The following is a 14,191-nucleotide window of genomic DNA, read 5'->3' on the forward strand; positions in this document are numbered from 1 at the left end:
CCGACCGTGCACGGCACGCCGCCGTCGCCGACACCGCCCAAGCGCAAGGACGCCTCACCGAACTGCAGGCCCGCGTCGGCCGCGCCGAGCAGGCCGCCGACCAGGCCACCGACCGCGCCGACCGTGCCACCGCGCGAGCCGACAGTGCAACAGACACCGCCTCCCAGCTGCGCGCCGCCCTCGTCTTGCCGGTGGTCACCGACATCGGCGACTCGACCGGGGTGCCGCTCACCGACGGCGCAGGCGCGGTCCTTGCCGACGACGGGATGCTCATCCTGCAACGCGTCGGCGACCGCCACAGCCCCGAGGCCGGCCTCGAACTGGCCCGCGCGATCACCGCCGTCGCACACACCCTGCGGTAGCCGTCCGAGCGGGAAGGACTCCGCCGAGGAGGGCATCCTTCGCGGTGACGATCCGCTCTCGGCGCTGTGTGCGGGCGCTGCTTGACCTTGTCGCGACGTCAGCGTTTCTACCGGTCCCGACGTCGCCAGACGAGAAGGTTTGTGATGCTCGCGTTGCCGTTCGACCGGTCCGATCCGCTCATGCCGCCCGCGGCGTACACCGGGCTGCCGCCGGTCGCGGAGGTGTCGGCACCGGACGGACGGCGGGCATGGCTGGTCACGTCGTTCGACGCGGTCACCCGGGTGCTGACGGACGCGCGGTTCGGAATCACGCCGCCGGGCGCCCAGGCGGCGCGGCGCACGCGCGGCTGCGGCCGCGGATCGAGCGGATCGCCGACGAGCGGGCAGCGGCGTTCGCCGAGAGGCCCGCGCCAGCCGGGTGCCCTTGGTGGCGCCGCGCAGTACCTTGCCGAAGTATCTGTCGGCACCGGCGGGCGGAGCCGGTCGGGCGCGCATAGTCGGGGATACCTGTTGGGCGGCCGGTTCGAGTCCTGGAACACCGTGGCCGACCGTCCAGGTCGTGAACTCGGGGGCGGTGCCCCGACTGCCGGGGGTGCTGGGTGACTCTCGGCAGTCGGGGTGAGGCGTACGACGGAGCCCGGTTCAGGAGGCGGTGGGAGGGGGCGGCTCTTCCTTGGGAGCGTCGGCGTTGGTGTAGACGAGGTGCACGACGCCGGTGGCCTCGAAGGTCGTTGAGGACAGCAGCTTCAGGGGCACGGTCTGGCCGTCGGTGAACAGTTTCGCCCCGTGTCCGACGACGATCGGGTGCACCAGCAGGTGCAGCTCGTCGATCATGCCCTGCTCCAGCATCCAGCGCACCAGCGTGGCGCTACCGGTGGTGCCGAGCCGGGTGTCCGCCTTGAGCGAGGTCAGCTTCGCCGCGACGTCGCCGGTGATGAGCGAGGAGTTCTGCCATGTCGCTTCGGTCAGGGTGTCGGACACCACGAACTTGCGCGCGCTGTTCATGGCCTCGGTCATCGGGTCAGCGGGGTCGGCGTCCGGCCAGTAGGAGGCGAACCCCTCGTAGGTGTGCCGACCGAGGAGGGTGGCCTCGGCCTCGTTCATCAGCCCGCCGACGACGGCGCCCATCTGGTCGTCGAAGTAGGGGAAGTGCCAGGTCTCCGGCGATTCGATCACGCCGTCGAGCGAGATGAAGAGGCTGGACTTGATGAACCCCATGGCGATGCTCCTTCTGATGGCGCGTCCGCGGCAGGCGCCCTGGACGGGTATGTCGGCCAAAGGTCGAACGGGGGCTCGACGGATCGACACACCCACGACGTTTTTCCTAACCGGCTACGGGTCTCCGGACGATCGCCGCGGCGAGCCGCGTTCGAGGTGCGCGATGGCGACGGGGAGGCCGGGATCGGCGCCCCGACGGCTGAAGGATTCGAGGGTCGCGCGAATTCCGGAGACTTCCCCGGAAACTCAAGCATCGCCCGCTGCCGCAGCGACAGCACTGCGTACAGGCTCTGGTGCAGCCGATCGATCGCCTGATTACGGGGTTGATGAGGTGTCGCTCGCCGACTTGGCGGGCGAGTACGGCGTCGGCCGCTCCACCGTCCACCGCATCATCCACGGACCAGACGCCTGACTGCGGCTCAGCGTTTAGCGCTGATACTCGGCCGGATCATCCCGCTACCCAAAGTAGGGCAGTCGACTTTGAAACAGGCCTTAGGCGACCTTCTCGTCGGCGGTGGGCAGGTCGCGGACGAAGGCGCCCATCTCCTCGATGGAGCGCAGGCCCTCGCGGCAGAAGTCGGCGAAGATCTGGAAGACATGGGGCTGGCGGTCCCAGACGACGAGGTTGACGGGCACCCCGGCGTCCGACAGGCGCCGGGCCATCAACTCGGCGTCCACCAGCAGCACCTCGGTCGACCCCACGTGGATCAGGGTCGGCGGCATCGCGGCGAGGGCCCCGTTGACGGGCGAGTGCAGCGGTTCCAGCACGAGGCCGCCGAGCAGCATCGGGGTGAGCTCCGGCAGCAGTGCGCCTGGGATGTAAGGGTCCAGCAGCAGGTTGGCGTGCGCGAGCTTGTCGGTGTGGTCGAGGTTGGTCACCGGCGACATCGCCACCAGGCCGCCGGGCGCGGGCAGCCCGTCCAGGACGGCCTGGAGCGCGGTCGCGAACGTCAGAAACCCGCCCGCCGAGTCCCCGGCGATCACGATCTCCTCCGCCCGGTACCCCTCGTCCAACAGGAACTCGTACGCCGCCGCGCAGTCGGCGATCGACTCGAGCAGCGTCGTGCCGGGCAGCTGCCGGTAGGCCACCGACAACGCGGGTGCCCCCGACGCCGCCGACAACCGCGCCACCATCCGCCGGTGCGTCCGCAGACCGCCGACCACGAACCCGCCCCCGTGCAGATAGAGGATCACCCGCCCCTGCCCGTGGGCCGCGCTCACCCCGGGCCCCAGCACCCACTCCGCGCCGAACCCGTCGAATCGCACCGCAGCCCGCCGTGTCCCCGGCGGCGTCACCATCACCGCGCACAGCGGGTCGAGCGCCTTCCACAACCGCATCCCGAACGGAGTGAACAGCACATACCGCATCAGCGGCCGCAACCAGAACCGCAAGAAGAAGGTGAACACCCGGGTGGGCACCCCCACCCCGAGCCGCTCCTCCACGACCTGTCCCATGTCCACCTCCCGAGCAAGCGTTAGGCCGCTACGCTACCGGAGCCCCCGTCCGAAGCTCGAGCCGCCCAGGCCCTATCTGGTAAGAGGCGCCTAAGGTCTGTTCGCAGTTCGGATCATGGGAGAGGCACCGCCAAGCCGAGACCGACCAGACCGCAGAGGCTGCGGAAGGCATGGCGGCCGACTGCCGCCTGAGCTGCCCGGGCCTACCTCCCCTCCTCACTCGCTCGGTCGCTGGAATCGGGGAAGCGGAGATGTCGCCAAGCTCGCGCAGGAGCTGCGGTTATTTCGGTTCTCTGGGCGGTTGTGGATTTTCAGCAGGCCGCCCTGCTGGCCAGCGGATCGCTCGACGGTTCGCTGCAGCCCTCCGGCACGGCTGGCTGGGTGCGGCGCGCGTAGGCGAGAGCGGCGGCGGCCAGTCCCGCCCCCCAGTAGGCGGGGACGGCCACCCAGAAGAACGTCTCCGGCAGCGCCATGTCGCCGTCGGGTGGGAAGGGGTTGCGGCCGTGCAGCGTCTCCCAGAACATCTGGAGCAGCATCAACCCGAAGTAGACGGTGATCCCCGCCGCGACGCACGCGGCGGCATAAGCCCACAAGGACGGCCGCGTGTAGACGACCGGCGCGCGCGGCCCTGCCGCCGCTGGTAGGCCAGCGTCAACAAGCCGAGGAGCACTCCGCCGCCCGCGCACGCCGCGCGGCTCAGCGCGCCCAGCGGATAGAACTCGATCCCGAGTCCCGGGAACACCGCGCCGATCACGTCGAGCAGCAGCAGCGCCGACGAAGCGACCAGCGCGAGGCTCGCCGCCCAGGCCGTGCCGAGCAGCAGCCGCCGCGGCACTCCGTCCAGGTCGGTGCGGAGCAGAACGAACCCGGCGTCGGCCGCGACGGCGCAGAGCACGGCCGCACCCCAGCCGGTGAAGGCCACCAGGTCGCTTTCCACGGGAGACAGCCCGCCGGGCGTCCCGGCCGCGGCCCAGTACACGCGCAGCACCAAGTAGGCCGAGATCCACAAGGGCGCCACCAACGGCATCCGTCTCGTGAGCGTCATGCCACGAGCTTCACCCCACGGACGTTCCCCGCGCCTCCCCCGGTCGGTTCACCCGCTTCCCTCTCAGGAATGAGTAGCGTCGGCTCCGAGGCCGTCGCCATACGTGTTCGGAACCGACAACGCTCGGGTACAGCGGGGCACCTCATATGTCCGGGTGTGGGCGGTCGGCTGAGGACGAAGCGGAGCGGGCGTCCGGTGCGTAGCTTTCCTCTCCGGTCTCGGCAACCGCACGCTGTCGCCTGCGCCCGCCTGTGGAGTGGCCGGCCCACAGCGGGCGGGCGCCTCTGCGGACCAGGGCGAGAGCCCCCAGGGTGAGGAGCGCGGTGAGGATCCACTCGCGGCTGCCCACCATGAGGTAGACGTGACCGGCGCGGCCGACGTCCCTGGCCTCTGCCCGCATGCCCGTCCGCAGTCCGGGGCCGCTTCCGTAAAGGTAGACGTCCTGCCGGTCGATCGTTCCGTCCGCGGACTGGAAGCGGCCCTGCCAGGTGCAGGCGGTGTGCCCGGGGTGGCTGATGCAGTTCCGGCTTTGGGGGCGGAACGTTCCGTGGACGCCCGCGTCCGCTCGCGCTGCACGGATTACCTGGGGAACGCCCGGAAGCACAAGTGCCAGGAGCAGGCGCCCGCGATGATCAGCATGATGTCGAAGGCGGACGGGCGCGCCCTCATGCGCGGACCGGCTGCTGTCTCGGCTTGTCCGCGACGGCGCAGGCGCAGGCCATGTCGGCGCGTTCGTCCGGGCGTGGCGCCGGTGGAGCAGCATGGCAACGACCATCGGCACCGTGACGATCGCGTTGTAGAAGAGATGGAGTTCGACCCGGGGGATGAGCAGCTGGATGATGCTGGTCGGGACCGGACGCCCGCCCAGGTAGGAGTCGGTCGTGGCCTGGATCAGCAAGATCAGGTGTTCGATGTGGTGCCAGGCCTGGATGAGCAACGCGAGCGTCCACCAGGTTCGAGATCGGCCGGTGAAACCCGGCGTCAAAATGATCAGGCCGATCAGCATCACCAAGGCGTATCCGTAATGGAGCCATTCCGACTCGATCAGCCAGGGGAACGGAATTCCCAGGATCCCTCGTGCTTCGGGCGTCGGCCAGCCCATCACCCAGATCTGGACCGCTTGGACCACATGCTCGCCCCAATGCGCCACCACAATCACCATGAAGGTCGCGACGGCGACTTTATGGCCCCGGGTGTTGAGCGGAGTGAGCAGTCCGGCTTTCCCGCTGCCACCTTCCATGACGAGCCCCTCTCAGGCTGTGGCGGTGGCCCGTCGGCGATGATCTTGGACACACCGGGACTCCTCAACTTAAGCCGGGTCGTCCTGAAGAGGCTTCTTCGAACGTGCGGAAGTCCACCTCTTGCAGAGTGTTGAAAAGCGTGCTTATCCGCTGTTCCTCGACTTCATGGCGGGGAACTCCTGTAGCCACCGCTCCCCCAAGCCTGGGCGAGTAGCCGCACACGGTGCCGGGAGACATCAGCATGAGTGCAGTGCGCACGTGTTGTCCGTGATCAGATGTCGGCTGCGCCCCTGCGGCTGCCGTATTTCGGCCGCGCGCATCGATGGGAATAGGGCTTTCCGACCGAACGGCGATGGTGCTCTGATGCGCCGTTCGGCGGCGCTGACACGCCCCCGGTTTCCTGTCCGGCGAAGGAATGAACCTCACCGTGCCGTGGCCTGCAACCCGACTCGCGTCGGTGGCAGTGGAGGGCTCGGGCGCTGTCCCGCGCTCGGCGCCCGGAATTTTTTCGTTCCGCTGCTCGTGAGGGCCCTGCGGTGTGGGAGTGCCGCGGTCATCGTGGTCGGCCCGTTGGGGGCGGGAGTGTTTTGCGTCGTCCGAAAAATTTCCGGGCGCCGAGACGTCGGGTTGCAGGCCCCGTCCCGGCGAGGTGTGGGGGATTCGCCGGACAGGAACCGGGGGCGCTGCCCCCAGAGATTTTTGGAGGCGCTCACGATATGAGCACCACAGCATCGGAACGTGCCCGCGTCGTGATCGCGGTCGAACGGTTGAAGCCGCATCCCGAGCATGTTCGGGCGGAGGTGGACCTGAACCGCCAGTTCCTGGCGTCGATCGCGGCTACCGGGGTCATCGAGGCCCTGCACGTTACGCCGGATCCCGAAGGGCGCGGCGGCTTCCTCATTCTGGAGGGGCACCGTCGTTGGGCGGCTGCGTGCAAGGTCGGGGTCGGTGAGGTTCCGTGTGATGTGGACGCCGGGCCCAGCGGTGATGCGGGGCGCCAGCATCTGGTGCAGTACATCGCCAACGACCCGGCGCTGCGCACCAACCACAGCCCGTACGAGCAGACGCAGGCTCTGACGCTGGCCGCCGAGGCCGGTGCGAGCCGGACCGAGATCCGCAAGGCGACCGGGCTCACCGCCGTGGAGGTCAAGCAGGTGCTCAAGGCCGGACGGCTCGGTCCGGACGGGTGGAAGCGGGTTCGGGAGACGGTCGCGGAGGACTACGAGCTGACGGTCCCCGAGCTGGCGATCCTGGCCGAGTTCCAGGACGACGAGGAGGCGACGGGACGGCTGCTGGCGGCCGCGCGGTACGGCGAGCCGCTCGAAGCGGTCGCCGGGCTCGTCCGCCGCACCCGCGCCGAGGAAGCCGAGCACCGGCGGCTGGTGGAACAGCTCACCGGTGACGGCGTGGCCGTGAGCGAGGAGCTCCCCGACGGCGCGGTCGAGCTGGGCGCGCTGCGCGCGGGTGAGGACGTCCTGGAGGCCGGGGCGCACGGGGGCTGCCCCGGGCGCGGGGCGTGGTTCCCCGCATCGCTGACCGAGCCGGTGCACTACTGCACCGACCCGATCCGGTACGGGCACGCGTTCGCCGACCCGGCGTTGGGTGAGCGGGTTCGCGTCCGCGGCGAGCTGGCGGCGGCGGGCGAGAACGTCACCGAGGGGCTCCCGATGGGTGCGTGGCGGCTGGACTCGCTGCGGCACGACGGGCGGGAGCTGACCGGCGAGGAGCATCGCGGGTGTCCGGGCGCCGGGGTGTACGTGCGGCGGGGCGAAGTGCCCGAGCCGGTGTACTACTGCCGGTCCGCGGCGGCGCACGGGCACACCGTCCGCAGCAACGGGGTCGCCGCGGCCGCGCCGGGCGTGAAGAAGCCGGAGGAGACGCCGCGCCGGGACGTCGTGCGGTTCAACCGGGAGTGGGCGACCGCCGCCGAACACCGCCGCAAGTTCCTGTCGCAGCTGCTGCGGCGCCGGTCCGCGCCCAAAGGCACGGCGGCCTTCGTGACCGGGCGGCTGCTGGAGATGCCCACCCCCGTGCCGGGCGGGCTGGGGTCCTGGCGCAACGAGTTCCTGTTCACCGAGTTCACCGGCAAATCGTTCGACGAGGCGCGCCGGGAGGCCGAACGGGCGGCGACGGGACGGCTGCACACGCTGCTGCTCGCCCAGCTCGCCGCGGCGTTCGAGTACGACATCGCCGACGTCGGCGGCAAGGTCAAGACCGACCGCAGCAACACCTGGCGCACCGACGACCGGACGAACCCGTACTGCAGCCGCACCGAGGCCGCCGTCTACCTGGAGTTCCTGGTCGCGTGCGGGTACGAGGCGACCGCGATCGAGAAGGCCGTCATCGCCGGGGCCCGCTACACCGGCATCGACCCGGCCCAGACCGACGTGGAGAAGACCGCGCAGGAAGCCGCCTGACCCCGACAACACCACGGCGCCGCCGCGTCCGCGAGAACGGACGCGGCGGCGCCGTTTCGCGTTCATCGAAAGGAGGAAGACGATGGCTCTCGCTCTGGCCACCACATCGGTGACTCCGGCCGCCGAGCCGGTACTGCCCGCGGACGCGCCGCGCCGGCGGTGGCTGCAGGCACGACGGTCCGGCATCGGCGGTTCGGACGTGCTCGCGGTCCTCGGTCTCGATCCGTGGTCGTCGCGTCTGGCGGTCTACCTCGCCAAGACCGGCGCCGAGGTCGAACGTCCCGAGACCGACGACATGGTCTGGGGACGGTTCGTCGAGCCCGCGATCGCCGAGTACTTCACCCACCGGACCGGGATCGGCGCCGTCCGGTGCGGCCTGCTGCGCAACGTCGAGCGTCCGTGGCAGCTCGCGTCGGTCGACCGGCTCACCGCCGACGGGGGCCTGCTGGAGATCAAGAACACCGGGCACTGGCGCCGCGCGGAGTGGGACGGCGGGCAGATCGCCGACGGCGCCGAGGCGCAGACCCAGCACTACCTGGACGTGACCGGGCTGCCGCACGCGTGGGTGGCCGCGCAGGTCGGCGGCGCGCCGCCGCTGATCCGGCGGGTCGAGCGCGACGAGCGGCTGATCGCCGACATGCGCGAGATCGAGCGGGAGTTCTGGGCGCTGGTCCAAGCCCGCACTCCCCCGCCGCTGGAAGGTGGCAAGGCCGAGGAACAGCTGGTCAACCGCATGTTTCCGCGCGCGCAGCCCGGCCGGACGGTCGAGGTCGGCGAGCGCGGCCTGCGGCTGGCGCGCGACTACGACCGGGCCCACCAAGAGGAGGGCATCGCCACGGCCGCCAAGAAGCGCGCCAAGACCGGCCTGACCCACCTGATGGGCGACGCCGAGGTCGCGACCTACCGCGGACGGACGATCGCGGCGTGGGCGAACGCGTCCAAGACCGGCTACGACGGCGACGTCCTCGAGGCGAGGTTCCCCGCCGCGGCGGACGCCGCCCGCCGCACCACCGAGTACCGCAAGTTCTCCAACAAGCTGCCGAAGGAGCTGACGTAGATGGGACGCGACCTGGGCAAACGCGTCGCCGACCGGCGCGCGGCGCATTCTCCCGACGGCACCGCGTTCGGCGAGAACGCCAAGGCGGCGACGCTGGACGAGCAGATCCAGGCGATGCACGACGCCTTCCAGGCGGCCATGCCCCGCGGCGGTGAGGCCCGTCGGCTCGTCCGGGACGCACTGACGTGCCTGCGCATCACGCCCCGCCTCGCACAGTGCGAGCCCGACAGCGTGCTGGGCGCGCTTATGACCTGCGCGCAGCTGGGGCTGCGGCCCGCCGTCCTCGGGCACGCGTGGCCGCTGCCGTGCTGGGACCCAGACGCGGACGGCTACCGTGCCCGGCTCGTCATCGGCTACCAGGGGTACCTCGACCTGGCCTACCGCTCCGGTCACATCGCCTCGATCTGCGCGCGGACCCGGTTCTCCGGCGACGGTTGGCTGCTGGAGTTCCGCGAGAACGGCGACCGGCTGCGGCACGTCCCCACCGGCGACGGCGCGCGGGGCGAACCGGTGTCCTACTACGCCCGCGCGCTGCTGCGAGGCGGCGGGTACGCGCTCACCGACCCGATGAGCCACGCCGACATGCGGGCCCACCGCGACCGGTACGGCGCCGCCGGGACGCGCGAGCCCGCCGCCTTCGACGCCTGGGAGGACGCCTTCGAGGCGATGGCCCACAAGACGATGATCCGGCGGCTGGCCAAGGTCCTGCCCAAGGCGTCCGGGCTGGCGACGGCGCTGGCCGCCGACGAGGGGGTCCGCGTCGACCTGGACCCGGGCTCCGACCCGGCCGCGGTCACCGGCCGCCTCTCCAAGGCGAGCAGGACGACCGAGTCCGCTGCTGTCGACGCCCAGAGGGCGGCCCCCTCCCGGCCAGCACGCGGGCACCCGACTGACCGACACGTTCCGACCGCATCGCGAAGGCCCGGCTCCGGCCGGGCCTTCGGCGTTCCCGCATCAACTTCGGAGGTTCGCATGCACGACGCCCGTCCCGAACTCGGCGGCGAGTTCGACGATCAGGGGCCGCTGAAGGTCACCGACTTCGGCGAGCTCCTCGGCCTGGTCCCGTACATGATCGGGTTCCCGCCGGAGCACAGCCTGGTCGTCCTGGGGCTCAGCCCCACAGAAGGCGTCGAGGGCGTGAGGCCCAATCCCATGATCCGGATCGACCTGGCCCCGGACGAGGACCCCGTGCACGAGCGCGACGCCCGGGCGTCCGGGATCGGGAAGCAGATCGCGTCCGTGCTCGGCCGCAACGGGATCCCCGCCGTGGTGCTGGCGGGGTACGGGACGTCCGAGGCGGTCGCCCCGTTCGGCACCATCGTCGAGACCCGGCTCAAGACGGCCGGTGTGCAGGTCCTCGACTTCGTCCGGGTGCAGGACGACCGCTACTGGTCTTACATCTGCACCGACTCCGAATGCTGCCCGCCCGAGGGCAAGGCCGTACGCACGGACTCCAGCGCCGCCGCCCTGGCCGTCTTCCGCGGGCAAGCCATCGCCAGCAGCCGTGAACAACTGCGGGCCAGGCTGACCCCGCCGGACGGCCGGGCCGGCGAGCGGATCGCGGCGGCGCTCGCCGAGGCCGCCGCCCTGCTCGCCAAGGAGACCGAGCGACTCGGCCACGCGGCCAGTCGGCTGCACGCGTTCGAGGAAGCGGAGCGGCTGATCCCCGACGTCCTGAGCAGGGTGAGCGACGGCGCGCCCGCCGACTCCTTCGACGACGCGGAACTCGCACGGTTCCTGGTCCTGATCGGCACTCATAACTACGCCCGCGACCTGGCATGGGGCCACGCCGAAGACGCCGACAAGCAACGGTCCATGGAGTTCTGGTCCGAGATGGTGCGCCGCGCCGGTGCCGGGGACGACAAGGACCTCGTGCCCGCACCGGCGTGCATCCTCGCCCACATCGCGATTCGGCAGGGCGACGGCGCCATGGTGAACCTGGCGCTCGACCGCGCCGACGAAGCCGACCCGCGCTACGTGGCGGCGAGCCTCCTGCGGAACGTCTCCATGAGCGGAATCCACCCCGCCGACATCCCCGACTTCCACCCCGGCGACGTCACCGCCGCCTACCGCAAGGAGAAGGACGAACTGCGCCGGGAAGCCGCCGTGGCGGAACCGCCCACGGACTGAGCCGCCGTCCCGGCCATCGGCCCGGCCCCACCTGCGCATGCCGCAGCGGGGGCCGGGCCCTTCATTTGGAGCCGTCCCATGTCCACCGGTTCCGAGCCCGCGGACGCGGCGGCGGTCCGGCTGTCGAACCGGCGGCTGGACCGCCTCCCCGGCCGCCCGGGCAAGATCGCCCGCCTCCTGCGCGCGCCGGGTCCGCGGCGTCCGCGACGACGCCGACGACTGCCCGCTCGCCCGCTACCTGTCCGCCGGCCTGCCGCCCGGCTACCGGGTGCAGGTCGGACGGCGCCGGGTGCGGCTGCGGCGCCCCGGCCGCGGCACCCCGGTGCTCGACCGCCGGCTCCCGTCCGCCGCGGCGGAGTTCGTCATGGCGTTCGACGCCGGTCACCACCCCGCGCTGGAACGCGCGGCCGCACGCCCGATCGATCCATCGACCCAAAAGGAGCACGAATTGAGCACGGTCACCGTCATGGCCGGCCTCGCCGTCGGCATCGAAGGTTTCCCGGTCACCGTCGAGGCGAACATCGTTCCCGGCACGCCCGGTTTGCACCTGATCGGCCTGCAGGGCCGCGAGCGTGAAGTCCGCGACCGCGTCCGGGCCGCCGTTATCAACAGCGGGTTCGACTGGCCGCGGCGGCGCATCACCGTCACCCTGTATCCGGCCTCGCTCACCAAGAGTTGGCAGGGCTTGGACCTCGCCATCGCAGCGAGCATCCTGACGGCCGCCGGGGCCCTCCCGCCGGACGGCATGGACGGCACCGTGTTCGCGGCCGGGCTCGGTCTCGACCGGCTCCCTGCACCCGGCGCGGGCGCCTGCCCGTGGCGCTGGCCGCCGCCGAACGGGGAGCGTCCACGCTCGTCGTCGCGCCGGGCAACGCCGCCGAAGCCGCCGCCGTCCCAGGTCTTCGGATCCTCGCGCCCCGGACGCTGGACGAGCTGGGCGAACGCCAGCGCACGTCCCTCTGGCTGCGGTCGCCCGACGGCCGCCCGGACATCACGCCGGAGGACGGCGGGACGTCGCAGCCGATGCCCGGCATCCGGCCCCGGGTCCGGGCGGCGGATCTCGCCGACATGCCGCTGCCCGCCGAGATCAGGCGCGCGATGGAGGTCGCCGCCGTCGGCGGACACCACATGCTGATCGCCGCCACGCGCGGTGCGCCCACGCGTGCGTCCCTGGTCGCCGAGGCGCTCGCCGCCGTCCTGCCGAAGCTGGACGAGACCGAAGCGCTGACGAACGCCAGGATCCGCTCGGTCGCCGAGACCCTCGACCCTGCCGCGCCGCTGAGCCACGAACCCCCGTTCGAGGACGTCCACCACACCGCGGCCGTCCCGACGAGGCTGACCGGAACGTTCACCGAGTCGGGAGCCTGCGGCCGGGATACATGCCGCTGGCCCACCGGGGCGTGCTGCTCGTCGACGACGCACCCGAAATGCCCCAGTCCGCCGTCCGCACCCTGCACCGCGCCCTGGAGGACGGCGAGGCCCGGCTCACCACCCGGACCGGCGGGTTCGTCAAGCTCCCGGCCCGGTTCCAGCTGCTGCTGGGCGCGGCCACCTGCGGCTGCAGAGCCGCCTACGACGACCACAAGTGCGTGTGCCCGGCGGCCGTCCGCCGCCAGTACCCGCTGGGCTACCTCGCCGCCTCATCCGGCACATCACCGTACGGACGCTGATCCGCCCGCAACCGCATCAGGGCGGCGACGACGCCGGGGAGAGCACCGCGACGGTGGCCGAACGGGTCGCGGCCGCCCGCGCGCGGACCCGTGACCGCCTCGCGGGCACCCCGTGGAAGACCAACGAGGACGTGCCCCGCGCCGTGCTGCTGCGCCGGTTCCTCCCCGGGAAGCCGGCCACGCGTGCCCTGGTCCAACACGGAGAGCACCTCGCTCCCCTCCGCGACCACGTCCACGTGCTGCGGCTGTCGTGGACCCTGGCCGACCTCGCCGGCCTCCCCGAACCCGGACCGGCCCAGGTCAAGGAGGCGATCGAGCTTTACCGCATGCCCGACGAACTCACCTGCCGCGAAGACAGCTGACCCGCTCGTCCCGAAGAAAGGAAACGGCCGTGACCGCACTGCTCACCACCGCCCGCAACGCCGGCTTGGAAGATTTGACCGCGCTGCTGGAACGGCAGCAGGCCCACAAGGTCGACGTCGTCGTCGGCCCCCGCAACCTCGCCTTCGAACAGGGCCGCCTCCTCGTGGACGGCATCGAACCCATGCTGACCACTGAGGGCGTTACCGTCGCCAACGGCTCCTACCTGCCGACCGCGACCTGCGACGAGGGCCTGGCCGCCAAGCTGGACGTCCCCCGCGGCTACCTCGGCAAGATGCGCGCCGAGGCCGTCGACCTGTACGACACCAACCTCAACGGCTGGCTGCACCGCGCGCCGTCCGACAAGCGCTACCTGGTACGGGCGCTGCGCGGCGACGGCGGCGGAGGCGTCGCCCGCGCGTTCCTGTCCGACGGCTACAAGCGCGTCGACAACCTCGACGTGCTGATGGCCACCCTGGACGGCGTCCGCCGCGCGGGCGTCCCGGTCGTCATCGACGGCTGCGACCTGAGCGAACGCCGCATGTACGTGCGGATCGTGTCCGAGCACGTCCGGGTCATGGCCCCGCGGCTGCTGCACGACTACCGCTCCCCCTTCACCGGGGAATCGGGCGCCGAGAACCCGACCGTCTTCGCCGGGTTCGTCATCAGCAACAGCGAGGTCGGCGGCGGCGCGTTCACCCTCACCCCGCGCCTGGTCGTCCAGGTCTGCCGCAACGGCATGACCATCACCCGCGACGCGATGCGCTGCGTCCACCTCGGCAGCCGCCTGGAGGAAGGGGTGGTGACCTGGAGCGCCGAGACCCAGCAGCGGAACCTCGACCTGATCGTCTCCAAGACCCGCGACGCCGTCGCCGAGTTCCTCCGCGCCGAGTACGTCGAGGCCAAGGTCGACGAGATCGAGCGGGCGGCGCGCACGGCCGTCCGCGACCCGCAGGAGACGATCACGCGCTCGGCGAACGGCTCGCCTTCACGCCCGAGCAGCGCACCGAGATCCTCAACCACTTCATCAAGGGCGGCGATCCCACGGCGGGCGGCGTCATGCACGCCGTCACCAGCGTCGCCCGCACCACCGACGACGCCGACACGGCCCACGAGATGGAGACCAAGGCCATGCGCGCGCTGACGCTGGCCGCCGCCCGCACCTGACCCCGAACACCGGACGCCCGGGCCGCCGCGTCGAACGCTCGCCCGACGAGCACCGACGCGGCGGCCCCG

Annotated in this window: 14 protein-coding genes and 1 pseudogene; 10 read left to right on the plus strand and 5 right to left on the minus strand. The window is 71.6% G+C overall.

Annotation, left to right across the window (positions count from 1 at the left end):
* Together BJF79_RS55250 and BJF79_RS53025 are read left to right on the plus strand one after the other, a co-directional pair.
* Positions 1–362 (plus strand): hypothetical protein (locus tag BJF79_RS55250; RefSeq protein ID WP_262401751.1); only part of this gene is annotated, 362 nt, incomplete at its 5' end.
* A gap of 144 nt (positions 363–506) precedes the next feature.
* Positions 507–965, plus strand: a complete 459-nt coding sequence (locus BJF79_RS53025; protein WP_143219798.1) for a hypothetical protein — start codon at positions 507–509, stop codon at positions 963–965.
* A 39-nt stretch (positions 966–1,004) separates the two neighbouring features.
* On the opposite strand, the gene BJF79_RS09220 is transcribed toward BJF79_RS53025, so the two are convergent.
* The 5 genes from BJF79_RS09220 to BJF79_RS59075 form a co-directional block, all read right to left on the minus strand.
* Positions 1,005–1,580 (minus strand): dihydrofolate reductase family protein, encoded by a 576-nt coding sequence (locus BJF79_RS09220; RefSeq protein WP_075896269.1) that lies wholly within the window; start codon positions 1,578–1,580, stop codon positions 1,005–1,007.
* A gap of 492 nt (positions 1,581–2,072) precedes the next feature.
* Positions 2,073–3,035, minus strand: coding sequence for an alpha/beta hydrolase (locus BJF79_RS09230; protein ID WP_075896273.1), 963 nt, complete (start codon positions 3,033–3,035; stop codon positions 2,073–2,075).
* 311 nt (positions 3,036–3,346) lie between these two features.
* Positions 3,347–3,571 (minus strand): hypothetical protein, encoded by a 225-nt coding sequence (locus BJF79_RS09235; protein ID WP_075896275.1) that lies wholly within the window; start codon positions 3,569–3,571, stop codon positions 3,347–3,349.
* Positions 3,571–4,053: a hypothetical protein gene (locus tag BJF79_RS09240; protein WP_158079131.1), complete on the minus strand. Its 483-nt coding sequence runs from the start codon at positions 4,051–4,053 to the stop codon at positions 3,571–3,573. The genes BJF79_RS09235 and BJF79_RS09240 overlap by 1 nt, the downstream gene beginning before the upstream one ends.
* A 169-nt stretch (positions 4,054–4,222) precedes the next feature.
* On the minus strand, positions 4,223–5,320 hold the full coding sequence (locus tag BJF79_RS59075; protein ID WP_262401752.1) for a hypothetical protein: 1,098 nt from the start codon (positions 5,318–5,320) through the stop codon (positions 4,223–4,225).
* Between the two features lie 717 nt (positions 5,321–6,037).
* On the opposite strand from BJF79_RS59075, the gene BJF79_RS09255 reads away from it, so the two are divergent.
* The 8 genes and pseudogenes from BJF79_RS09255 to BJF79_RS09275 all read left to right on the plus strand — a co-directional run bounded on the left by BJF79_RS09255 (position 6,038) and on the right by BJF79_RS09275 (position 14,099).
* Complete coding sequence (locus BJF79_RS09255) at positions 6,038–7,738, plus strand: ParB/RepB/Spo0J family partition protein (protein ID WP_083733287.1); 1,701 nt, start codon at positions 6,038–6,040, stop codon at positions 7,736–7,738.
* 82 nt (positions 7,739–7,820) lie between these two features.
* On the plus strand, positions 7,821–8,795 hold the full coding sequence (locus BJF79_RS09260) for a YqaJ viral recombinase family protein (RefSeq protein WP_083733288.1): 975 nt from the start codon (positions 7,821–7,823) through the stop codon (positions 8,793–8,795).
* Entirely contained in the window at positions 8,796–10,925 is a 2,130-nt protein-coding gene (locus BJF79_RS09265; protein WP_075896285.1) for a DUF4192 family protein, read from the plus strand.
* Positions 10,926–10,962: 37 nt separating this feature from the next.
* Entirely contained in the window at positions 10,963–12,060 is a 1,098-nt protein-coding gene (locus tag BJF79_RS50710) for a magnesium chelatase domain-containing protein (protein WP_143219800.1), read from the plus strand.
* Positions 12,024–12,194 (plus strand): annotated as a pseudogene (locus BJF79_RS66655) (ATP-binding protein); the annotation flags it as partial. The gene BJF79_RS50710 and the pseudogene BJF79_RS66655, both read left to right, overlap by 37 nt.
* A 95-nt stretch (positions 12,195–12,289) precedes the next feature.
* Positions 12,290–12,595, plus strand: a complete 306-nt coding sequence (locus BJF79_RS50720) for an ATP-binding protein (RefSeq protein ID WP_262401764.1) — start codon at positions 12,290–12,292, stop codon at positions 12,593–12,595.
* The gene (locus tag BJF79_RS55255; RefSeq protein WP_262401765.1) at positions 12,517–12,957 is read left to right on the plus strand and encodes a hypothetical protein; all 441 of its coding nucleotides are present in this window, start codon (positions 12,517–12,519) and stop codon (positions 12,955–12,957) included. The genes BJF79_RS50720 and BJF79_RS55255 overlap by 79 nt, the downstream gene beginning before the upstream one ends.
* A gap of 29 nt (positions 12,958–12,986) precedes the next feature.
* A complete protein-coding gene (locus BJF79_RS09275) occupies positions 12,987–14,099 on the plus strand; it encodes a DUF932 domain-containing protein (RefSeq protein WP_262401753.1) in 1,113 nt (370 codons plus the stop codon).
* The last annotated feature ends 92 nt before the right edge of the window (positions 14,100–14,191 follow it).

Origin of the sequence: Actinomadura sp. CNU-125, assembly GCF_001942465.1 — a bacterium.
In the GTDB taxonomy this organism is placed as follows: Bacteria; Actinomycetota; Actinomycetes; order Streptosporangiales; family Streptosporangiaceae; genus Spirillospora.

Excerpts from the sequence above, each read along its gene's own strand:
- BJF79_RS09260 (WP_083733288.1), top strand. The coding sequence starts at position 7,821 with ATGGCTCTCGCTCTGGCCACCACATCGGTGACTCCGGCCGCCGAGCCG.
- BJF79_RS53025 (WP_143219798.1), top strand. The coding sequence starts at position 507 with ATGCTCGCGTTGCCGTTCGACCGGTCCGATCCGCTCATGCCGCCCGCG.
- BJF79_RS09230 (WP_075896273.1), bottom strand. The coding sequence starts at position 3,035 with ATGGGACAGGTCGTGGAGGAGCGGCTCGGGGTGGGGGTGCCCACCCGG.
- BJF79_RS09220 (WP_075896269.1), bottom strand. The coding sequence starts at position 1,580 with ATGGGGTTCATCAAGTCCAGCCTCTTCATCTCGCTCGACGGCGTGATC.
- BJF79_RS59075 (WP_262401752.1), bottom strand. The coding sequence starts at position 5,320 with ATGGAAGGTGGCAGCGGGAAAGCCGGACTGCTCACTCCGCTCAACACC.
- BJF79_RS09255 (WP_083733287.1), top strand. The coding sequence starts at position 6,038 with ATGAGCACCACAGCATCGGAACGTGCCCGCGTCGTGATCGCGGTCGAA.
- BJF79_RS09235 (WP_075896275.1), bottom strand. The coding sequence starts at position 3,571 with ATGCTGCTCCAGATGTTCTGGGAGACGCTGCACGGCCGCAACCCCTTC.
- BJF79_RS09265 (WP_075896285.1), top strand. The coding sequence starts at position 8,796 with ATGGGACGCGACCTGGGCAAACGCGTCGCCGACCGGCGCGCGGCGCAT.
- BJF79_RS50710 (WP_143219800.1), top strand. The coding sequence starts at position 10,963 with ATGCCGCAGCGGGGGCCGGGCCCTTCATTTGGAGCCGTCCCATGTCCA.